General features: G+C 46.4%; 16 protein-coding genes. 3 read left to right on the forward strand and 13 right to left on the reverse strand.

Going from position 1 to position 15,967, the window contains the following annotated elements:
- Positions 1-2: 2 nt before the first annotated feature.
- Entirely contained in the window at positions 3-659 is a 657-nt protein-coding gene (gene prsW / locus PJK55_RS04420; protein ID WP_271304956.1) for a glutamic-type intramembrane protease PrsW, read from the reverse strand.
- A 107-nt stretch (positions 660-766) separates the two neighbouring features.
- Between prsW and PJK55_RS04425 the strand changes: the two genes are divergently transcribed.
- Together PJK55_RS04425 and PJK55_RS04430 are read left to right on the forward strand one after the other, a co-directional pair.
- Positions 767-1,738: an asparaginase gene (locus tag PJK55_RS04425; RefSeq protein WP_214875528.1), complete on the forward strand. Its 972-nt coding sequence runs from the start codon at positions 767-769 to the stop codon at positions 1,736-1,738.
- Between the two features lie 51 nt (positions 1,739-1,789).
- Positions 1,790-2,770: a YpdA family putative bacillithiol disulfide reductase gene (locus PJK55_RS04430; protein WP_271304957.1), complete on the forward strand. Its 981-nt coding sequence runs from the start codon at positions 1,790-1,792 to the stop codon at positions 2,768-2,770.
- A gap of 39 nt (positions 2,771-2,809) precedes the next feature.
- Here the strand turns inward: PJK55_RS04430 and PJK55_RS04435 are convergent, their stop codons facing one another.
- The 7 genes from PJK55_RS04435 to PJK55_RS04465 all read right to left on the reverse strand — a co-directional run bounded on the left by PJK55_RS04435 (position 2,810) and on the right by PJK55_RS04465 (position 9,555).
- The gene (locus tag PJK55_RS04435; RefSeq protein WP_015881453.1) at positions 2,810-4,078 is read right to left on the reverse strand and encodes a Glu/Leu/Phe/Val family dehydrogenase; all 1,269 of its coding nucleotides are present in this window, start codon (positions 4,076-4,078) and stop codon (positions 2,810-2,812) included.
- Between the two features lie 146 nt (positions 4,079-4,224).
- Positions 4,225-5,151, reverse strand: a complete 927-nt coding sequence (locus tag PJK55_RS04440) for a D-alanine--D-alanine ligase (RefSeq protein ID WP_271304958.1) — start codon at positions 5,149-5,151, stop codon at positions 4,225-4,227.
- Positions 5,152-5,247: 96 nt separating this feature from the next.
- Entirely contained in the window at positions 5,248-5,826 is a 579-nt protein-coding gene (locus PJK55_RS04445) for an adaptor protein MecA (protein WP_271304959.1), read from the reverse strand.
- Positions 5,827-5,886: 60 nt separating this feature from the next.
- Positions 5,887-6,750 carry a MerR family transcriptional regulator gene (locus tag PJK55_RS04450; RefSeq protein ID WP_271304960.1) on the reverse strand — a complete coding sequence of 288 codons (864 nt, stop codon included), beginning with the start codon at positions 6,748-6,750 and terminating at the stop codon, positions 5,887-5,889.
- A 129-nt stretch (positions 6,751-6,879) separates the two neighbouring features.
- Positions 6,880-7,080, reverse strand: a complete 201-nt coding sequence (locus PJK55_RS04455; RefSeq protein ID WP_074034648.1) for a hypothetical protein — start codon at positions 7,078-7,080, stop codon at positions 6,880-6,882.
- Between the two features lie 41 nt (positions 7,081-7,121).
- A complete protein-coding gene (locus PJK55_RS04460) occupies positions 7,122-8,549 on the reverse strand; it encodes a RecQ family ATP-dependent DNA helicase (RefSeq protein WP_271304961.1) in 1,428 nt (475 codons plus the stop codon).
- Positions 8,533-9,555: a helix-turn-helix domain-containing protein gene (locus PJK55_RS04465; protein ID WP_271304962.1), complete on the reverse strand. Its 1,023-nt coding sequence runs from the start codon at positions 9,553-9,555 to the stop codon at positions 8,533-8,535. The genes PJK55_RS04460 and PJK55_RS04465 overlap by 17 nt, the downstream gene beginning before the upstream one ends.
- Positions 9,556-9,698: 143 nt before the next feature.
- Here PJK55_RS04465 and PJK55_RS04470 point away from each other — a divergent pair, with 143 nt between their 5' ends.
- Positions 9,699-9,947 carry a ferredoxin gene (locus PJK55_RS04470; RefSeq protein ID WP_074034651.1) on the forward strand — a complete coding sequence of 83 codons (249 nt, stop codon included), beginning with the start codon at positions 9,699-9,701 and terminating at the stop codon, positions 9,945-9,947.
- A gap of 160 nt (positions 9,948-10,107) precedes the next feature.
- Here PJK55_RS04470 and PJK55_RS04475 read toward each other — a convergent pair whose 3' ends face one another.
- The 5 genes from PJK55_RS04475 to PJK55_RS04495 form a co-directional block, all read right to left on the reverse strand.
- Positions 10,108-11,067 (reverse strand): ABC transporter permease, encoded by a 960-nt coding sequence (locus PJK55_RS04475; RefSeq protein ID WP_214745401.1) that lies wholly within the window; start codon positions 11,065-11,067, stop codon positions 10,108-10,110.
- A complete protein-coding gene (locus tag PJK55_RS04480) occupies positions 11,064-12,128 on the reverse strand; it encodes an ABC transporter permease (RefSeq protein ID WP_271304963.1) in 1,065 nt (354 codons plus the stop codon). Before PJK55_RS04480 ends, PJK55_RS04475 begins: the two co-directional genes overlap by 4 nt.
- On the reverse strand, positions 12,125-13,651 hold the full coding sequence (locus tag PJK55_RS04485; RefSeq protein ID WP_271304964.1) for an ABC transporter ATP-binding protein: 1,527 nt from the start codon (positions 13,649-13,651) through the stop codon (positions 12,125-12,127). Before PJK55_RS04485 ends, PJK55_RS04480 begins: the two co-directional genes overlap by 4 nt.
- 63 nt (positions 13,652-13,714) lie before the next feature.
- Positions 13,715-14,803 (reverse strand): BMP family lipoprotein, encoded by a 1,089-nt coding sequence (locus PJK55_RS04490; protein WP_271305269.1) that lies wholly within the window; start codon positions 14,801-14,803, stop codon positions 13,715-13,717.
- A 130-nt stretch (positions 14,804-14,933) separates the two neighbouring features.
- On the reverse strand, positions 14,934-15,653 hold the full coding sequence (locus PJK55_RS04495) for a GntR family transcriptional regulator (RefSeq protein ID WP_074034655.1): 720 nt from the start codon (positions 15,651-15,653) through the stop codon (positions 14,934-14,936).
- Positions 15,654-15,967 lie beyond the last annotated feature (314 nt).

The following is a 15,967-nucleotide window of genomic DNA, read 5'->3' on the forward strand; positions in this document are numbered from 1 at the left end:
CTTTATTTAAATTGACGACGATTGGACAGATTGGCTGCTCGCACAAGCAGAAGTGCAACCATCCATAAAATGACGATATAGAGCACGGCCGGTAACTTATGATCCGGTTCTAAAATCAAGATCAAATCAAACGTCCCGTGAATGACCGTTGCAGAAAAGACTGCCATAAACAGCCACACCCGCTCACGTGCCGAATGTTTGGCTCGTCCTAAGCAATAGCCCATGACAACCGCAAACAACGCATGGCCGCTCACCGGTAAAATGGCGCGCCAAATCGCAATTTCCAATGAATCGTACACCCATAAGTATAAAAAATTCTCTAACGTCGCAAAGCCTAATGAGCAGGCGACCGCATAGAGAATCCCGTCGTAGTAATCATCAAAGACTTTATGTATATATATTGTATAATAAATCATAAACCACTTAAAAAACTCTTCGAGTAAGGCAGTGGTGACATATGCCTGCCAAAACGGACCAGTCAGCACCCCTTCTTCAACGAACGCATATTGGATAAACATGATCGGGAAAACAAGAACGGCCCCGGCCACGAAAGAACGAATCACATATCCGAGCGGTTCTGCTTCCAATTCATGCCGAAGATAGAAGTAGGAAAGAAGGGCAAGCCCTGGTGCCACCGCAGACAAGGCGATTGCGATCATGACGCATCTCTCCTTTCTCTCATTAGCATACACTGAATTGTCTGAAAGAAAAAGTGTGTAACGCCTAGAAAATGGAAATATCCATAAAAATAATTAGGAGGTCATTTATGAATCATTTATTACTTATTCACACAGGCGGTACAATTGCTATGTCCCAATCCGGTACAGGACACGTCGAACCGAGCGATGTGAATCCAATCGACGCTACACTTCCAAAGGCGACGGACATCGCCCACATTACGACGAAGCATTTCTCAAATATCCCGTCTCCGCATATGACACCCGACAAAATGCTTGAACTGGCCCACTTCATTCAGCATGAGTTGACGCAGGACACGTATGACGGAGTCGTGATCACGCATGGAACAGATACATTAGAAGAAACGGCTTACTTCTTGCAGATTACGCTCGGTGCGCCTGTACCAATCGTCCTGACAGGAGCGATGCGTTCCTCGAATGAAGTCGGTTCAGACGGGGAATTCAATTTAATTACTGCTCTTCGGGTCGCAAAGAGTGAATCGGCTCGCGGAAAAGGGGTACTCGTCGTGTTCAACGGAGAGATCCACTCGGCATTCAACGTCACAAAAACACATACGTCATCCGTCGATACGTTCAAGTCGGTTCATTTTGGAAACGTGGGTATGGTCACAAAGGACCACGTACTCATCTATAGTCAACCGGCAACGAGACAGCCTAAAATGATTCCGTCCATCTCAAAACGGGTAGCTGTGTTAAAAGTCGTTGCGGGAATGGAGCCTGATTTGCTCGAATCGGTGATGGAACTTGGATACGACGGACTCGTCCTCGAAGTGTTAGGGCAAGGAAACGTCCCACCGACACTATTGCCGGCACTTGAACGTTTAGTCAAGGAAATCCCCGTCGTGATTGTCAGCCGTTGCTTTAACGGAATCGTCCAAGACGTATACGGATATGCCGGTGGCGGAAAACAATTGAAAGAGATGGGGATCATTTTCTCGAACGGGTTGAATTCGCAAAAAGCTCGCCTGCGTTTACTCGTGGAACTCGAATCCGGTTCATCTCAATCCGTCATGGAGCATAGCTTTAGCTTCCAGCAATAACCTTGCGCTTCCGCATTCCCTTCCCTACAATGAGCAAAGAGGTGATTTTCAGTGAATAAACAAGCGATTATTGTGGGTGCTGGACCATGTGGTCTATCAGCGGCCATCGAGTTAGAGAAGATTGGGGTTTCTTGTACGATAATTGAACGAGGAAATATCGTTGATGCAATCTATCGATATCCGACCCATCAAACGTTCTTTTCATCTGCAAACCTGTTAGAGATCGGGGACATCCCGTTTATCTGCAAAGATTTGAAGCCACGGCGACAAGATGCACTCGTCTACTATCGGGAAGTCGTCACCCGTACGGGATTGAACGTCCATCCGTTCGAGACCGTCGAATCAGTAGAGAAAATCGACAAACGGTTTGTCGTGACGTCAAGACATGAGCGTCGTGGGGAGATCGTTCGTGAGGCAGATTATGTGATTTTAGCCACAGGATATTATGGACGTCCTCGTATGCTCGACGTGCCTGGTGAAGAGTTACCACATGTCCATCATTATTTCCACGAGGCCCATCCGTACTATCGACAACACGTCACCATCATCGGTGGAAAGAACTCTGCAGTCGATGCGGCAATCGAACTCGAAAAGGCTGGAGCATATGTAACAGTGCTTTATCGCGGTGACTCTTATAGTCCTTCGGTGAAGCCATGGGTTCTCCCTAACTTCGATTCACTCGTCCGACATGAGAAAGTTCGGATGGAATTTGAGGCGACAATTGATCACATTACCGAAGACGGCGTCTATTATCACCAACATGGGGAAAAGAAGCATGTGTATGCCGATCACGTCCTCGCGATGACAGGGTATCAACCAGACCATCACCTTTTTGAAAATGCGGGAATCACGATCGATCAGGAGAGCGGTGTTCCGACGTTTGATGAGGAAACGTTCGAAACGAATGTCGAGCATTTGTTCATCGCTGGCGTTGTCGCTGCCGGCAACGATGCGAATAAGATTTTTATCGAGAACGGTCGCTTTCATGGGAAAGCCATCGCAGACACGATCGCAAATCGTATTAAAGTATAAAAAAAGTTCGGTCAACGCATGTTGACCGAACTTTTTGATTTAAACCCAACCGCGGAAACGTGACGCTTCCGCCATCTTACGTACACCGACCATATAGGCAGCGAGACGCATATCGACTTTGCGGGCTGAAGATGTGTTGTAAACAGTGTTGAACGAATGAACGAGTACTTTTTCAAGTTTTTCCTCGACTTCTTCTTCCGTCCAGTAGTAACCTTGGTTGTTTTGTACCCATTCGAAGTAAGAAACCGTGACCCCACCACTTGATGCCAATACGTCTGGCACGAGGAGAATTCCGCGCTCCGTCAAAATTTTCGTCGCTTCGTTCGTCGTCGGTCCGTTCGCCGCTTCCACTACGATGGAAGCTTTAATGGCATCGGCGTTATCTTCCGTGATTTGATTCTCGATAGCAGCTGGCACGAGAATGTCACAGTCGAGTTCTAACATCTCTTTATTCGAGATTGTGTTTTTGAAGAGCGTCGAAATCGTACCGAATGAATCACGACGGTCTAACAAGTAAGGGATATCTAAGCCATTCTCGTCATGGATCGCGCCATACGCGTCACTGACCGCAATCACTTTTGCTCCTGCATCGTACATGAATTTCGAAAGGAAGCTACCCGCGTTCCCGAATCCTTGAACAACGACACGGGCACCTTTCAATTCGATGCCACGGCGGAGTGCCGCCTCTCGAATCATGATGGCTACACCTTTCGCAGTCGCAGTTTCACGACCGTGCGAACCGCCAAGTACAAGCGGTTTACCTGTAATAAAACCTGGTGAGTTGAATTCATCGATTCGGCTATACTCATCCATCATCCATGCCATGATTTGTGAGTTCGTGAACACGTCCGGAGCAGGGATATCTTTTGTCGGTCCTACAATTTGGCTAATGGCACGCACATAACCGCGGCTCAATCGTTCGATTTCGCGGAAACTCATCTCGCGTGGGTCACAGACGATTCCGCCTTTCCCCCCACCGTATGGCAAGTCGACAATCCCCGCCTTTAAACTCATCCATACAGATAATGCTTTGACTTCTACTTCAGTTACGCTCGGGTGGAACCGAATTCCCCCTTTTGTCGGTCCGACCGCATCGTTATGTTGAGCGCGATAACCCGTAAAGATTTTTGTCGAGCCATCATCCATGCGAACTGGGATCCGAACGGTCAGCATGCGAAGCGGTTCTTTTAACAACTCGTACATCTCATCTGGATAGCCGAGTTTATCTAAAGCTTCGTGAATTACCTCTTGTGTCGATTCCAAGATGTTTTTTCGTTTTTGATGACCTTTTTCTTGATCCGTAATCATGAAGGTTTCCTCCCCTAAATTGTCAATTCTCCCCCAAGAATTAACCTCGTATTCGTTTAAAAGTATAGCTGATACACGCTCAATTTGAAAGGGTTTTACAAAAATAATGAAAGCGTTTTCTTGAAGTGTGGAATGATCCAGATAACTTACTTCGACTCGCGTTCGAGTGCTAGATCCATAAAGCGCTCTAAAAGCTCGCCATACGAAATTCCGACTGTTTTTGCACTGTCCGGGAAAAGGCTCAACGGCGTCATTCCAGGCAGCGTGTTCGTTTCTAAAATATACGCTTCACCCGATTCCGATACGAGGAAATCTGAACGTGAGTACCCTGAGCAACCGAGCGCACGGTGAGCCATGACGGCCGCTTGTTGCACTTCCGTCGTCAATTCATCTGAGATTTCGGCTGGGCATACGTGAATCGAACCACCTTCTGTATACTTCGACTCATAGTCGTAAAACTCATTTTTTGGAATGATTTCAATAACAGGAAGTGCTTCTTCTTTCCCGAAGTTCCCGATGACCGGTACCGTCAGTTCTTTTCCTTTAATGTACTGCTCGACTAATACCGCTGAATCACATGCAAATGCTCGATCAATTCCCGCACGTAACATCGACTCGTCCATCGCGATTGTCAAACCGTTCGAAGAACCTTCTTGGGCAGGTTTGACGACACACGGAAACTCATTTCCCCACTCAGCTACTTTCGCATCAATCGAATCCACAGATTCAATTAACACGTCGCGCGCCACACGGATGCCTGATGCTGCGAAGATGATTTTTGCTCGTGCCTTATCCATCGCAAGAGCAGACGCTAAGACACCTGACCCTGTGTACGGGATTCCCGCCATTTCAAGCAATGATTGGACACGACCATCTTCGCCGTACTTCCCATGTAATGCACTGACGACGACATCGACATCTAACGTCAATAACTCGTTCGCGCGCTCTGGATGAAAATCGATTGCCGTAACCTCATGGCCACGCTCCGTCAATGCCTCAATCATCCCTTGTCCACTTGTGAGGGATACCTCACGTTCTCCTGACACTCCACCATACAATACAGCGACCTTCATTCCAATCTCTCCTTCAACTAACTACTGAAAATTCATGTCTAATCATAACACGGACATGTCAAAAACAATAGAAACAGAAAAGTAAAAAAGCCGTACTTATGCGAATGCATCGTACAGCTCTTTCACAGCCTGTTCAGTTTGAATCGTTTTTCCATATTCCATCATGACGTACGGACTAACCGTGGTCGTCTTTCCATATTCGGATAAAATCGCAGCGAGACGCTCTTCCACTTTCTCTGGTAGTACTTCCACGAAGTGGAGATAGTACCGTCCCTCATAGTGATAAAGTGCTCCACCCTGCTCAGTTTCATGTATATGTGGAAACAGTTGAATCGACGCGTTAATCACATCTTCAATATCATCAAACTGATAAATCAAATGATGGATGACATCAATTGTGAGTCGAATCTCAACTTGCTCGACATCAAGCTCTGCCATGGCCTCACCTTTTTGAACATCGATGACGAGACCATCGCGTGGAAACATCGTCACATTCAAATCGACCGCTCCTTGCGGAGAAAACCCGTATTCACTCTCTGCTGTCTCAAGTAATTCTTTCCACAGCTGTTGACCGTTTTCCCCCACGATCGTATCGATGGCGATTCCACGTAACGAAAGCTCATTCGCAGTCACATATACACGAAGATGTTCTTTTGTTTGTTTTTCAAATCTCAATCGAAAACCTCCAGTGAATATTCAATCCTACTAATAAGCTACTCCCGTTTTAATCCCGTGTCAAATAGTTGATAACCATTTCGTCCACTCTTCTGGCGCATCGCCAAGAAATGCATCATCGAACTGACTCCGTTCGAGGCTGACCGCATATCCACCCGCCCCAATCTTTAATGTAGGATGCTCTTCTTGAATATATTCCATCGCCTCTAACAAGTTCGGGATATTATCCGTCAAGGTGCATGCAAAAATAAGGCACGATGTGTTGATGTCGTGCAGCGCCTTGCTTAAATCTTCTTTTGGGAAGCCCGCTCCTAAAAAGATGACGTCGTACCCATGTTGACGCAAATAAAGTGTGACGAAGAGCAATCCGATTTCATGCATCTCACCCGGTGCACAGACACAAGTGACTCGGGGAAGAAACGGGTTCATCGGCATTTGAAGTGACAATGTAGAGAGACGTGCCCGTAAAAACGCCGTGGCGAAGTGCTCGTGGGCAATCGTAATCGTTCCTTGCTCCCACTTTGAACCAATATCCATCAGTAACGGTCCGATGATATCTTTTGTCACCTTTTCAAAACTGAACGTATTAAATGCACGATTAATTAGATCATGCGAGGTCCGCTCATCAAAAGAAAGCAATGCCTGAAGCAGGGCATCCTTCAACTCTTCATCGTAAAGCTTCACAGACGTCGGTTCTGGTTCAGGAGCTTGGTGGAGTTGTTGAATTGCTTGAGAGACCGTCAATCCCTCTTTTTGCTTGTCTACCACCCACTTAATTTTCTCGACATCTTGATCTGAATACAGGCGGTGACCTGATTCGGTCCGGCTCGGTACGATAAATTGATATCGCCGTTCCCAAGCTCGAATGGTCGTTGGATTGACACCGGTCAACGTCGCCACAGTCTTAATGGAGTATTTCGGCATCTCCGCCCTCCTCTCTTATTCGTTCTATGATATAAGTATATCCTCAATTGAAAAGGTTTACCCCTTTTATTGTGCAATCGAGTATTTTTCCAAAATAAAAAAAAAGCACGGACCATGTCCGCACCTTTCTTAAAAAATGGCATCTCGCCCGATATATATGAAAATGAGAATAATCGCTAACATGGCGAAGGTTAGAGTCATCGCTAACGGGCGCTTCATCAAGTTATCATTCAACTTTCTCTTTCGTTCATGCTCTTGCCTCTCCGATCGAGACGGCAACGTGTCCGCCAACTGCTCGCGCAAAGAATCTGCCTGATTCCGATGTCGCAACGTATGCCCTCCTTTACCTTTTTTATCATTTTACTATGATATTATTCAAAGGAAAAGATTTGCGTCAACCGTATTTTCCATTCTGTCACATTTTTTCGAACGATTTGCGGTGTCTCAGGGAACTCAATCGTCCCACACACATCACAACATTCCTCTTGTTCGATTGTCGGCTCCGAAAAATAACGGAGTAAATAATCACGTCGGCACGTTCGGATGAGTGCATAATCCATCATCTGTCCGAGTTGACGATAACGATCCCGTTTTCTTTCTTTTACCCAATCGAGCGCCTCTTGAAGCGAGCGTTCAGACAGCATCTGCTTCAAAAGAAGGAATTTTGGGTCTTCTTCGTTCATCCTTAGTAAACGGGGTAATTGCGAAAATGTCGTGCCATTTTCACACTCAAAGTATGCTAAGCGAATCTCTTCGTCTTTTGGATATTGACCATCAATCAAAAATTGTTGAATGCGTTCATCCCCATCCGCATAGAGGAGGACAGCAAACGCCGGCTCTCCATCACGACCCGCTCGTCCAATCTCCTGCATATACGCTTCCACCGTTGCAGGGATTTGATAGTGAATGACAGAACGAACGTTGTCTTTGTTCACGCCCATCCCGAATGCACTCGTACACACCATGACCGACACTTCATTCCGTAAAAATTGAGATTGGACGAGTCGTCGGTCTTCCGTTGACATGCCGCCGTGATAAAATAACGCGTCGTCTAGTTCGAATGCCAACGCTTCCGCTTCTCGACGTGTCGCCGTATAGACGACTGCCGGTTTAGGAACGTCTCTCACCAATTCTTTTAGCCGTTCAAGTTTCTTCTCTTTTTCAAGTCGTTCGACCATCAAGCGAATTTCTGGTCGATTCGCGGAATGCACGAACTGCTCCGGTGAAAAGAGTGCCAACTTCTCAATGATATCTTGCTTCACGCTCTCAGGCGCCGTCGCTGTGACGGCCATGCATTGAGGACTCCCGATTTGTTTGCGTAGTTCGCCTAAGCGCGCATATTCTGGTCTAAACTCATGACCCCATTGTGAGATACAGTGCGCCTCGTCAATGACGAGCATTTGAATCTTCACATTTGAGAGTGCGCGTGTAACGTACGGAACGGCCAACTGTTCGGGGGAGAGATATAAAAATCGATAACGTTTCAAGTGATTGATGATTTCTTGTTTTTCTTCAGAAGACTCCATCGACGTCAAACGTGCGACACCACGTTCTCCCCGCTCTCGGATATGGAGCATTTGGTCTTCTATCAAAGAGAGGAGAGGTGAGACGATCACCGTCAATCCCCCATTTTTGATGTACGAAGGGAGTTGAAACGTCAACGATTTCCCTGCCCCTGTCGGCATGACGGCTAATACATCTTGCCCTTCTACAACGGAATGGATGATTTCATGCTGTCCAGGACGAAACGAATCATATCCGAACACGCGTTTCAATGTCGATTCATACAAATGTCTCACCTCGTTTCAACCTTGCGAACACAAGGCGTATTTGAAAGTAACTTACGTTGCCCATCTTTTCAAATATAGGTTTCAAAGCCCAGCTCTCTGGGTCTCGCAGCTTCTCGATGGTGACGATATCGTCGCTCGGCACAAATTGATCGAGGGGAAAGGTGTCTAAATACATTGCCATCTCCACCACATGATCCTCGATCGTACTCGTTCGTAGTCGTCGGCGAGACTGAACTTGTTGAAACGAATATCCTTTGAGGAAGAGATCAAACGATTCACGTGCCGAAAAGGTCATACGTTCAGTCGATAGCCCGTACGTGAAACCCCGAAGCTTCGCATCTTCCGGTAACACGGTCAATAGCTCATTCCACCCCGCTAAAAAATACAGGCGAGCCGTCTCAGCGTCGGCATCAAGTAGACTGGCGATTTGTTCATAGGTCAGACCGGTCTCGAAGGCTCCCGTGAAACGATAGACGACCGCTGTCGCATAAGGGTCCCCAATGATGTCAAGAGCGTCCTCAATCTCGTGATGGAATGTTTGCATAAGCACCTTCCAATCTCGATCGAGTTGCAACAACTGTTTGACCCATTGTTCCGCGGGTCGATCGGCTTGAACGGGATAAAACGTCCTCTCATGTTCCCTAGACATGAATGTCTGGACAAAGAGGCTCAAACGTTTCCACGTCGTCGCATTATAATCACGGCGCTCTCCCCCTAAACGATTGAATAAATCTTTAACCGTTTCAGGTGAAGACAATAGGTTTCCCGCTTCTGTCAGTTTAAATTGTTTACGGTCCAACCATCCCCGCTTTTCAAATCCTTTTAATAAAGACTCATATGAGTACGTCGTTTGAGGAAATTGACCAAAAACAGGCTCTAACTCATAAAAGAACGCGTCTTGTAACGTCGTGGCCGAGCGCTTTCCGTTCAAGACATGGAACAGGCTACGTTCACTCCGTTCCCCGTTTAATCGCTTAATGGCCAGCAGTAAAACTCCATCTGCTAAATGAACCAAGTCGTCACATCCTTAAAAAAAATCATTATCCTACCAAAAAGACACTCGTTTCCTCATTGAAATAATTGGGTATGTAGACTACAATTACTCGTAGACAGTAGATTGATTTCTAAGAGAAACGAACCGTTTGGAGGGTTATTATCATGGCAAAATTTACTATCGTCGATAAAGATACATGTATCGCATGCGGAGCTTGTGGCGCAGCAGCACCAGATATTTACGATTACGATGATGAAGGTCTCGCATTCAACTTGATGGATGACAACACAGGTACTGTGGAAATCCCTGACGAGTTATACGAAGACATGATGGATGCATTCGAAGGGTGCCCGACCGATTCAATCAAAGTGGCAGACGAATCGTTCGATGGCGATGCATTAAAGTACGAATAAATTTGGAAAGACATATTGGTCAAATGATCGATATGTCTTTTTTTGATCCACTTCTCCGTTCCATTCTAATCATGACAGCTCTAGCCAAGTATAACAAAAAAGGTTGTTCGGCTTAAGCACCAAACAACCTTTTCATAATGGACATATGTCCTATTCCGGATTACCGTTTTCCTTTAATATATGGAATACCGACCGACTTCGGTGCATCCGCACGACCGACGAGTCCAGCGAGCGCAAGAATCGTGAGGGCATAAGGTGCAATCAAAAGTAGAAGTTGCGGCACGTTATTGATGACAGGCAAGTTGCTACCGATAATCGATAGCGCCTGGGCAAATCCGAAGAACAATCCAGCGCCGAGCGCTCCAAGTGGATTCCACTTCCCGAAGATCATTGCGGCAATTGCCAAGAATCCTTGACCGACAATTGTCGTTCCACTGAAGTTCGTCGTAACCGTGACAGCATATACTGCTCCGGCAAGACCACCAAACGCACCAGAAAGCATGACGCCCATGAAGCGCATTTTTGTGACGTTGATCCCCATCGTGTCAGCGGCCATCGGGTGTTCTCCGACTGAGCGAAGACGAAGTCCGAACGGTGTCTTGAAGATGACGAACCAGACGACAAACGCTAAAGCGATGGCAACGAATGACGTGTATTGCACGTTAATGAAGAACATTTTTAATACCGGAATATCTGATAAAAATGGTACGTTTTCTTTCGCAATACGGTACTCGATAAAGTCAGTTTGACCCTTGTTGTAAAGCACACGTACAACGAAGATAGCGAGACCGATCGCAAGCATGTTGATTGCTACTCCAAGAACCGTTTGGTCTGCACGCCATAGGATGGCAGGGACAGCCAAGAAGAGCGAGAAGAGCGCACCGACTACCATCGCAACGAGCAAGGAGATCCATGGGCTAAATGCACCGGCTCCTAAGTCCGTTAACGTAAGCGTCGTGATGATTCCTGTTGCGGCACCGATGATCATAATTCCTTCGAGAGCGATGTTAACGACACCCGAGCGTTCACTGAAAATCCCACCAAGCGCTGCGATAATGAGTGGAGTCGCATAGGCGAGCGCAACCGGTACGACGATGTAGAGGACTTCTAAGAAGCTCATTTTTTCTCCACTCCTTTCTTACGATTTCCTTTAAGTTTCTCAACCACATAGTTGATGGCGTAACCAGATGCTACAAAGATGACGATTGCTGCGATGATGACTTTGACAAGTTCAGACGGCACGTTCGCACCGAGCTGCATCGCCAATCCACCGATGTTCAATCCAGCAAATAGAATCGCTGCGAGAATGACACCGATTGCTGTGTTAGCACCAAGAAGGGCTACCGCGATCCCGTCAAAACCGACACCTGTGAACGATGCAGAGAGCGTCATACTACCAAACGTTCCGAGACCTTCCATCGCACCGGCGAGACCTGCAAACATCCCTGAGATAACAAACGAAAGGACGATGTTACGGTCAACGCTCATCCCTGCATATTGAGAGGCATGTTTGTTGAAACCAACCGCACGCAACTCATAACCGAGTGTCGTACGCTGAAGAATATAGTAGTACACAATCGCTGCGAGCACCGCAACGAGGACACCCCAGTGAAGACGTGAGTACGTCGTCAACTCTTGCAACCAAGGTGACGCAAGCGATGCCGATTCATTGATTGAGTCAGTACGTTCGTTCGTCACACCGATGACGCTACGCAAAATCGCATTCGTCGTGTAAAGCGCGATATAGTTCATCATGATGGATGTGATGACTTCGTGAACGTAAAACTTCGCTTTCAAGAATCCAGGAACGAACGCCCAGAGTGCTGCCGCGACCATCGCCGCGAGAAGTGCAAGCGGTAAATGGATGAACATCGGCAAATCGAAGTTAATTCCTACATAAACGGCAGCTACCCATCCAATCAATACTTGACCTTCTACCCCGATGTTGAATAACCCGGTCCGGAATGCGAAGGCAACCGCGAGACCTGAGAAGATCAGTGGTGCTGCCGCTCGTAGCGTCTCTCCGATGGCATATGGGCTTCCAAACATCCCTTCAAACAAGGAGATAAAGCCTTGAATCGGGTCGTATCCACCAATCAACATGACGATGGCTCCGACGAGAAGTCCTAAAATGATAGATAGGAATGGAATGAGAAGTTGGTTTAAACTTAATTTTTTCATTCTTTGTCGTCCCCTCTCTGACCGCCGGCCATCAAGAAGCCAAGCTCTTGTTCCGTCGTCTCTTTCGGATCACGAATTCCTACGATTTTTCCTTCATAAAGAACGGCGATACGGTCGGATACGTGTAAAATCTCATCAAGTTCGAACGAGATAAGCAAGACGGCACGGCCCTTTTCACGTTCTTTAACGAGTTGTTCGTGAATAAATTCAATCGCACCGACATCAAGACCGCGTGTCGGCTGTGCTGCGATGAGTAAATCAGGTGAACGATCGACCTCACGGGCGATGATTGCTTTCTGCTGGTTACCACCAGAAAGGGCACGCGCCGGAACATCGATGGATGGAGTTCGGACGTCAAACTTCTCAATCAACGCCTTCGCTTTCTCTGCTACAGCTTTATAATTCATGAGTCCTCGTTTCGAGAATGGTTCTTTATAGTACGTTTGAAGAACCATGTTGTCACGAATCGAGTAGTCGAGGACGAGCCCGTGTTTATGACGGTCTTGTGGGATGTGTCCAATACCAGCTTCCGTCATTTTACGCGGCGTATGCCCCGTCACATCTTTTCCATTGAGCAAAACTTTACCCGACTCCGGTTTTTTCAGCCCAGAAATCGCTTCAATCAGTTCCGTCTGACCGTTACCGTCAATTCCGGCAATCCCAAGTACTTCTCCAGCACGAATCTGAAGGTCTAATCCTTCGACGACTTTCAAACCACGACTGTCTTTAACGACAAGTCCTTGAACGTCGAGAACGACTTGTTGCGGGTCGGCTTTCGAATACTCTGCATCAAAATTGACTTCTCGTCCGACCATCATTTCAGCAAGACTATCTTCGTTAACTGTCTCATCCACTTCAACGGTACCGATATAACGTCCACGGCGAATGACCGTGCAACGATCTGCGACTTGCATAATTTCCTTCAGCTTGTGCGTGATCAAGATGATCGACTTACCTTCAGCAATCAGACGTTTCATAATTTGGATAAGTTCTTGAATCTCTTGTGGTGTCAACACTGCCGTCGGTTCATCGAAGATCAAAATATCCGCCCCACGATAGAGCGTCTTCAAGATTTCTACACGCTGTTGCATGCCGACTGAAATATCTTCAATCTTGGCATCTGGATCAATCTTAAGTCCATACTGTTCTGAAATATCCATGACCTTTTTACGGGCTGTCGCACGGTCAATCGTCACACCGTTCTTTGGCTCAAGTCCAAGGATGATGTTCTCAGTGACTGTGAATTTTTCAACTAGCATAAAGTGTTGGTGGACCATCCCGATCCCAAGTTCGTTGGCGATGTTCGGGTTTTCAATATCCACTTTCTTTCCGTGCACACGAATCTCTCCGCCTTCAGGCTGATAGAGACCGAATAACACGTTCATGAGCGTCGACTTCCCCGCCCCGTTCTCTCCGAGAAGCGCATGGATTTCTCCTTTGCGCAATTGGAGTGTGATATTGTCGTTCGCAACGAACGTACCGAACTCTTTGCGAATATTTAGCATTTCAATTACATATTCCAAGGAAGTTCACCCCTAACTTTAAGTAAAGGGAGACCACATGGGTCCCCCCTTCACTCAAATGAATTATTTTACGTTTTTCATGAACTCTTCGAACTCAGCGTCAGTTGCTGGTGCAGTGAGTTCTCCGTCAACCAATTGTGTACGGTATTCTTCAACTTTATCGAGAATCTCTTGTGAAACGTGCTTGTCAGAAGTTTCTGCGATGCCGACACCGTCATCTTTCAAACCGAACTCGATGATTTCGCCGCCTGGGAATTCTCCGTCCATCGTCTGTTTCGATACATCATAAGTAGCTGTATCTACACGTTTAACCATTGAAGTCAACGTAACGTCTTCTGGAAGACCTTCTTCGTACTGGTCACGGTCAACCCCGATTACCCAAACTTCTTCACCGTTCTTCTTACGGTTTTTCGCTTCTGTGAATACCCCTACACCTGTACCACCAGCTGCGTGATAGATGATGTCCGATCCAGAACCGTACATACCTGAAGCGATTGCTGTTCCTTTTTCAGCCGAGTTGAAGTCTTCTGCATACTTCACGTCGATTGTTGCTTCTGGGTTAACAGCCATGACACCCGCTTTAAATCCATTTTCAAACTTCTTGATCAAGTCTGATTCTACTCCACCGATGAAACCGACTTTATCAGTTGTCGTTGTGAGACCGGCAATGACACCAACGAGGAATGAACCTTCTTGCTCTTTGAACGTGATTGAAGCAACGTTCGGAGCGTCAACAACCATATCAACGATTGCGAAGTTGTTGTCTGGGAACTGCTCAGCAACTTTTTGTACGTCTTCAGCCATCAAGAAGCCGATACCGTAGATCAAGTTGAAGTTGTCACGAGCCAATTGTTGCAAGTTTGGCTGGTAGTCCGCTTGTTTAGCTGATTGAAGGTATTTGTATCCTTCGTTTTCAGTCAAGTTGTTGTCTGCACCGAATTTTGTGAGACCTTCCCAAGCAGATTGGTTGAATGATTTGTCATCAACACCGCCAGTATCTGTAACCATTGCTACTTTGAAGTCGCCGCCCTCGCCGCCTTCGCCGTTTGAAGATGAGCCGCCTTCGTTGTCATCTCCACCGCATGCTGCGAGTACTGTAGAGAGTGTGAGTCCTGCTGCTAAAGCTGAGAGAATCGTTTTCTTTTTGTTCATCATCGTCGTGTTTCCCCTTTCGGTTCATAACAAATTTTGTTGTCATGTTATCAGTAGTCTTTACACCGGTATAAGAAAGCGCTTTCACGCTGTTCCCCAAAAATAACTCTTCCGTCAAAAAACTGTTCGGTTACACTCGTTTACGTACGACGTGGAAGTCGAATCGATCAGCTCGGAAAAAGTTGGCCGAATCGAGCAATGGTAAATCACTCTCATCGTAATGCAATTGTTTTAAAGCGAGTAACGGTTGGTCCGTCTGAAGTTGTGACGAAATTTCAGAGCTGACACTCGGTTCGATGTGCGTGATTGCGTATGCGACTCGACGTCCTACCTCTTTTTCGAGAGAGTCAAACAAAGACTTCCCTTCAGTCAATGCCTCGGGATTCGAGACGAGATGGGCCGGCACTTTGTCGACACAATAAACGACCGGTGTGTCATCCGCATATCGAATTCGAACAATCCGATAAATCGGTGAGTTCGGCTCAATCTTGAGACGCTCGGCTTCTCTCTCTGTTGCCAACACTTTCTCGGCCACCAATACTTTCGTTCCTGGTGTCATTTTTGCGCGTGTGATCATATCAGTGACACTGAACAACTCTTCAATCCCTGACGTGAATGGCGGTTTAGAACTAATAAATGTCCCTACCCCATGTTTTCGCACGACAAATTTCTCATCTTCGAGAATTCTTAACGCTTCACGAAGTGTCGCTCGACTTACTCCGAGTTGCTTTGAAAGCTCGAACTCTGAAGGTAACTTCTCACCTTCACGATAGACACCAGCGTCGATATCTTGCTTAATTTTCTCAATCACTCGAAGATAGAGCAATCGATGATCGAGCTTAATCGACATTGGCCTCACCACCTTTAATTTACTTACCAGTGCTCAGACATCTGACGTATGAATGTCCTTGCCAATATTAAGTATAGGGATTCGAGAATTAGAACGCAATAGTTTTTGTTCGGAATCAAGGAAATATTTTAAAAAACCATCTCCAACCGTACCTCTGAGTCCATTTTACCCATTTCGATTCAGTTTGAAAAACTTTTGTAAAATGTAAACGTTATTAAAAAATGTAAGCGTTTCAGTCGTTTTTAAAAGTATGTACTAATAAACGTTATAGGACATATGTGCTATATTACATTTATATTATAGCGAACCTCTCT

Source organism: Exiguobacterium sp. MMG028 (assembly GCF_027947425.1).
Lineage (GTDB): Bacteria > Bacillota > Bacilli > Exiguobacteriales > Exiguobacteriaceae > Exiguobacterium > Exiguobacterium aestuarii_A.

Bases quoted from the DNA above. Each gene is read 5' to 3' on its own strand.
- prsW (WP_271304956.1), bottom strand. From the start codon at position 659: ATGATCGCAATCGCCTTGTCTGCGGTGGCACCAGGGCTTGCCCTTCTT.
- PJK55_RS04490 (WP_271305269.1), bottom strand. From the start codon at position 14,803: ATGAACAAAAAGAAAACGATTCTCTCAGCTTTAGCAGCAGGACTCACA.
- PJK55_RS04475 (WP_214745401.1), bottom strand. From the start codon at position 11,067: ATGAGCTTCTTAGAAGTCCTCTACATCGTCGTACCGGTTGCGCTCGCC.
- PJK55_RS04470 (WP_074034651.1), top strand. From the start codon at position 9,699: ATGGCAAAATTTACTATCGTCGATAAAGATACATGTATCGCATGCGGA.
- PJK55_RS04480 (WP_271304963.1), bottom strand. From the start codon at position 12,128: ATGAAAAAATTAAGTTTAAACCAACTTCTCATTCCATTCCTATCTATC.
- PJK55_RS04440 (WP_271304958.1), bottom strand. From the start codon at position 5,151: ATGAAGGTCGCTGTATTGTATGGTGGAGTGTCAGGAGAACGTGAGGTA.
- PJK55_RS04450 (WP_271304960.1), bottom strand. From the start codon at position 6,750: ATGCCGAAATACTCCATTAAGACTGTGGCGACGTTGACCGGTGTCAAT.
- PJK55_RS04495 (WP_074034655.1), bottom strand. From the start codon at position 15,653: ATGTCGATTAAGCTCGATCATCGATTGCTCTATCTTCGAGTGATTGAG.
- PJK55_RS04435 (WP_015881453.1), bottom strand. From the start codon at position 4,078: ATGATTACGGATCAAGAAAAAGGTCATCAAAAACGAAAAAACATCTTG.
- PJK55_RS04425 (WP_214875528.1), top strand. From the start codon at position 767: ATGAATCATTTATTACTTATTCACACAGGCGGTACAATTGCTATGTCC.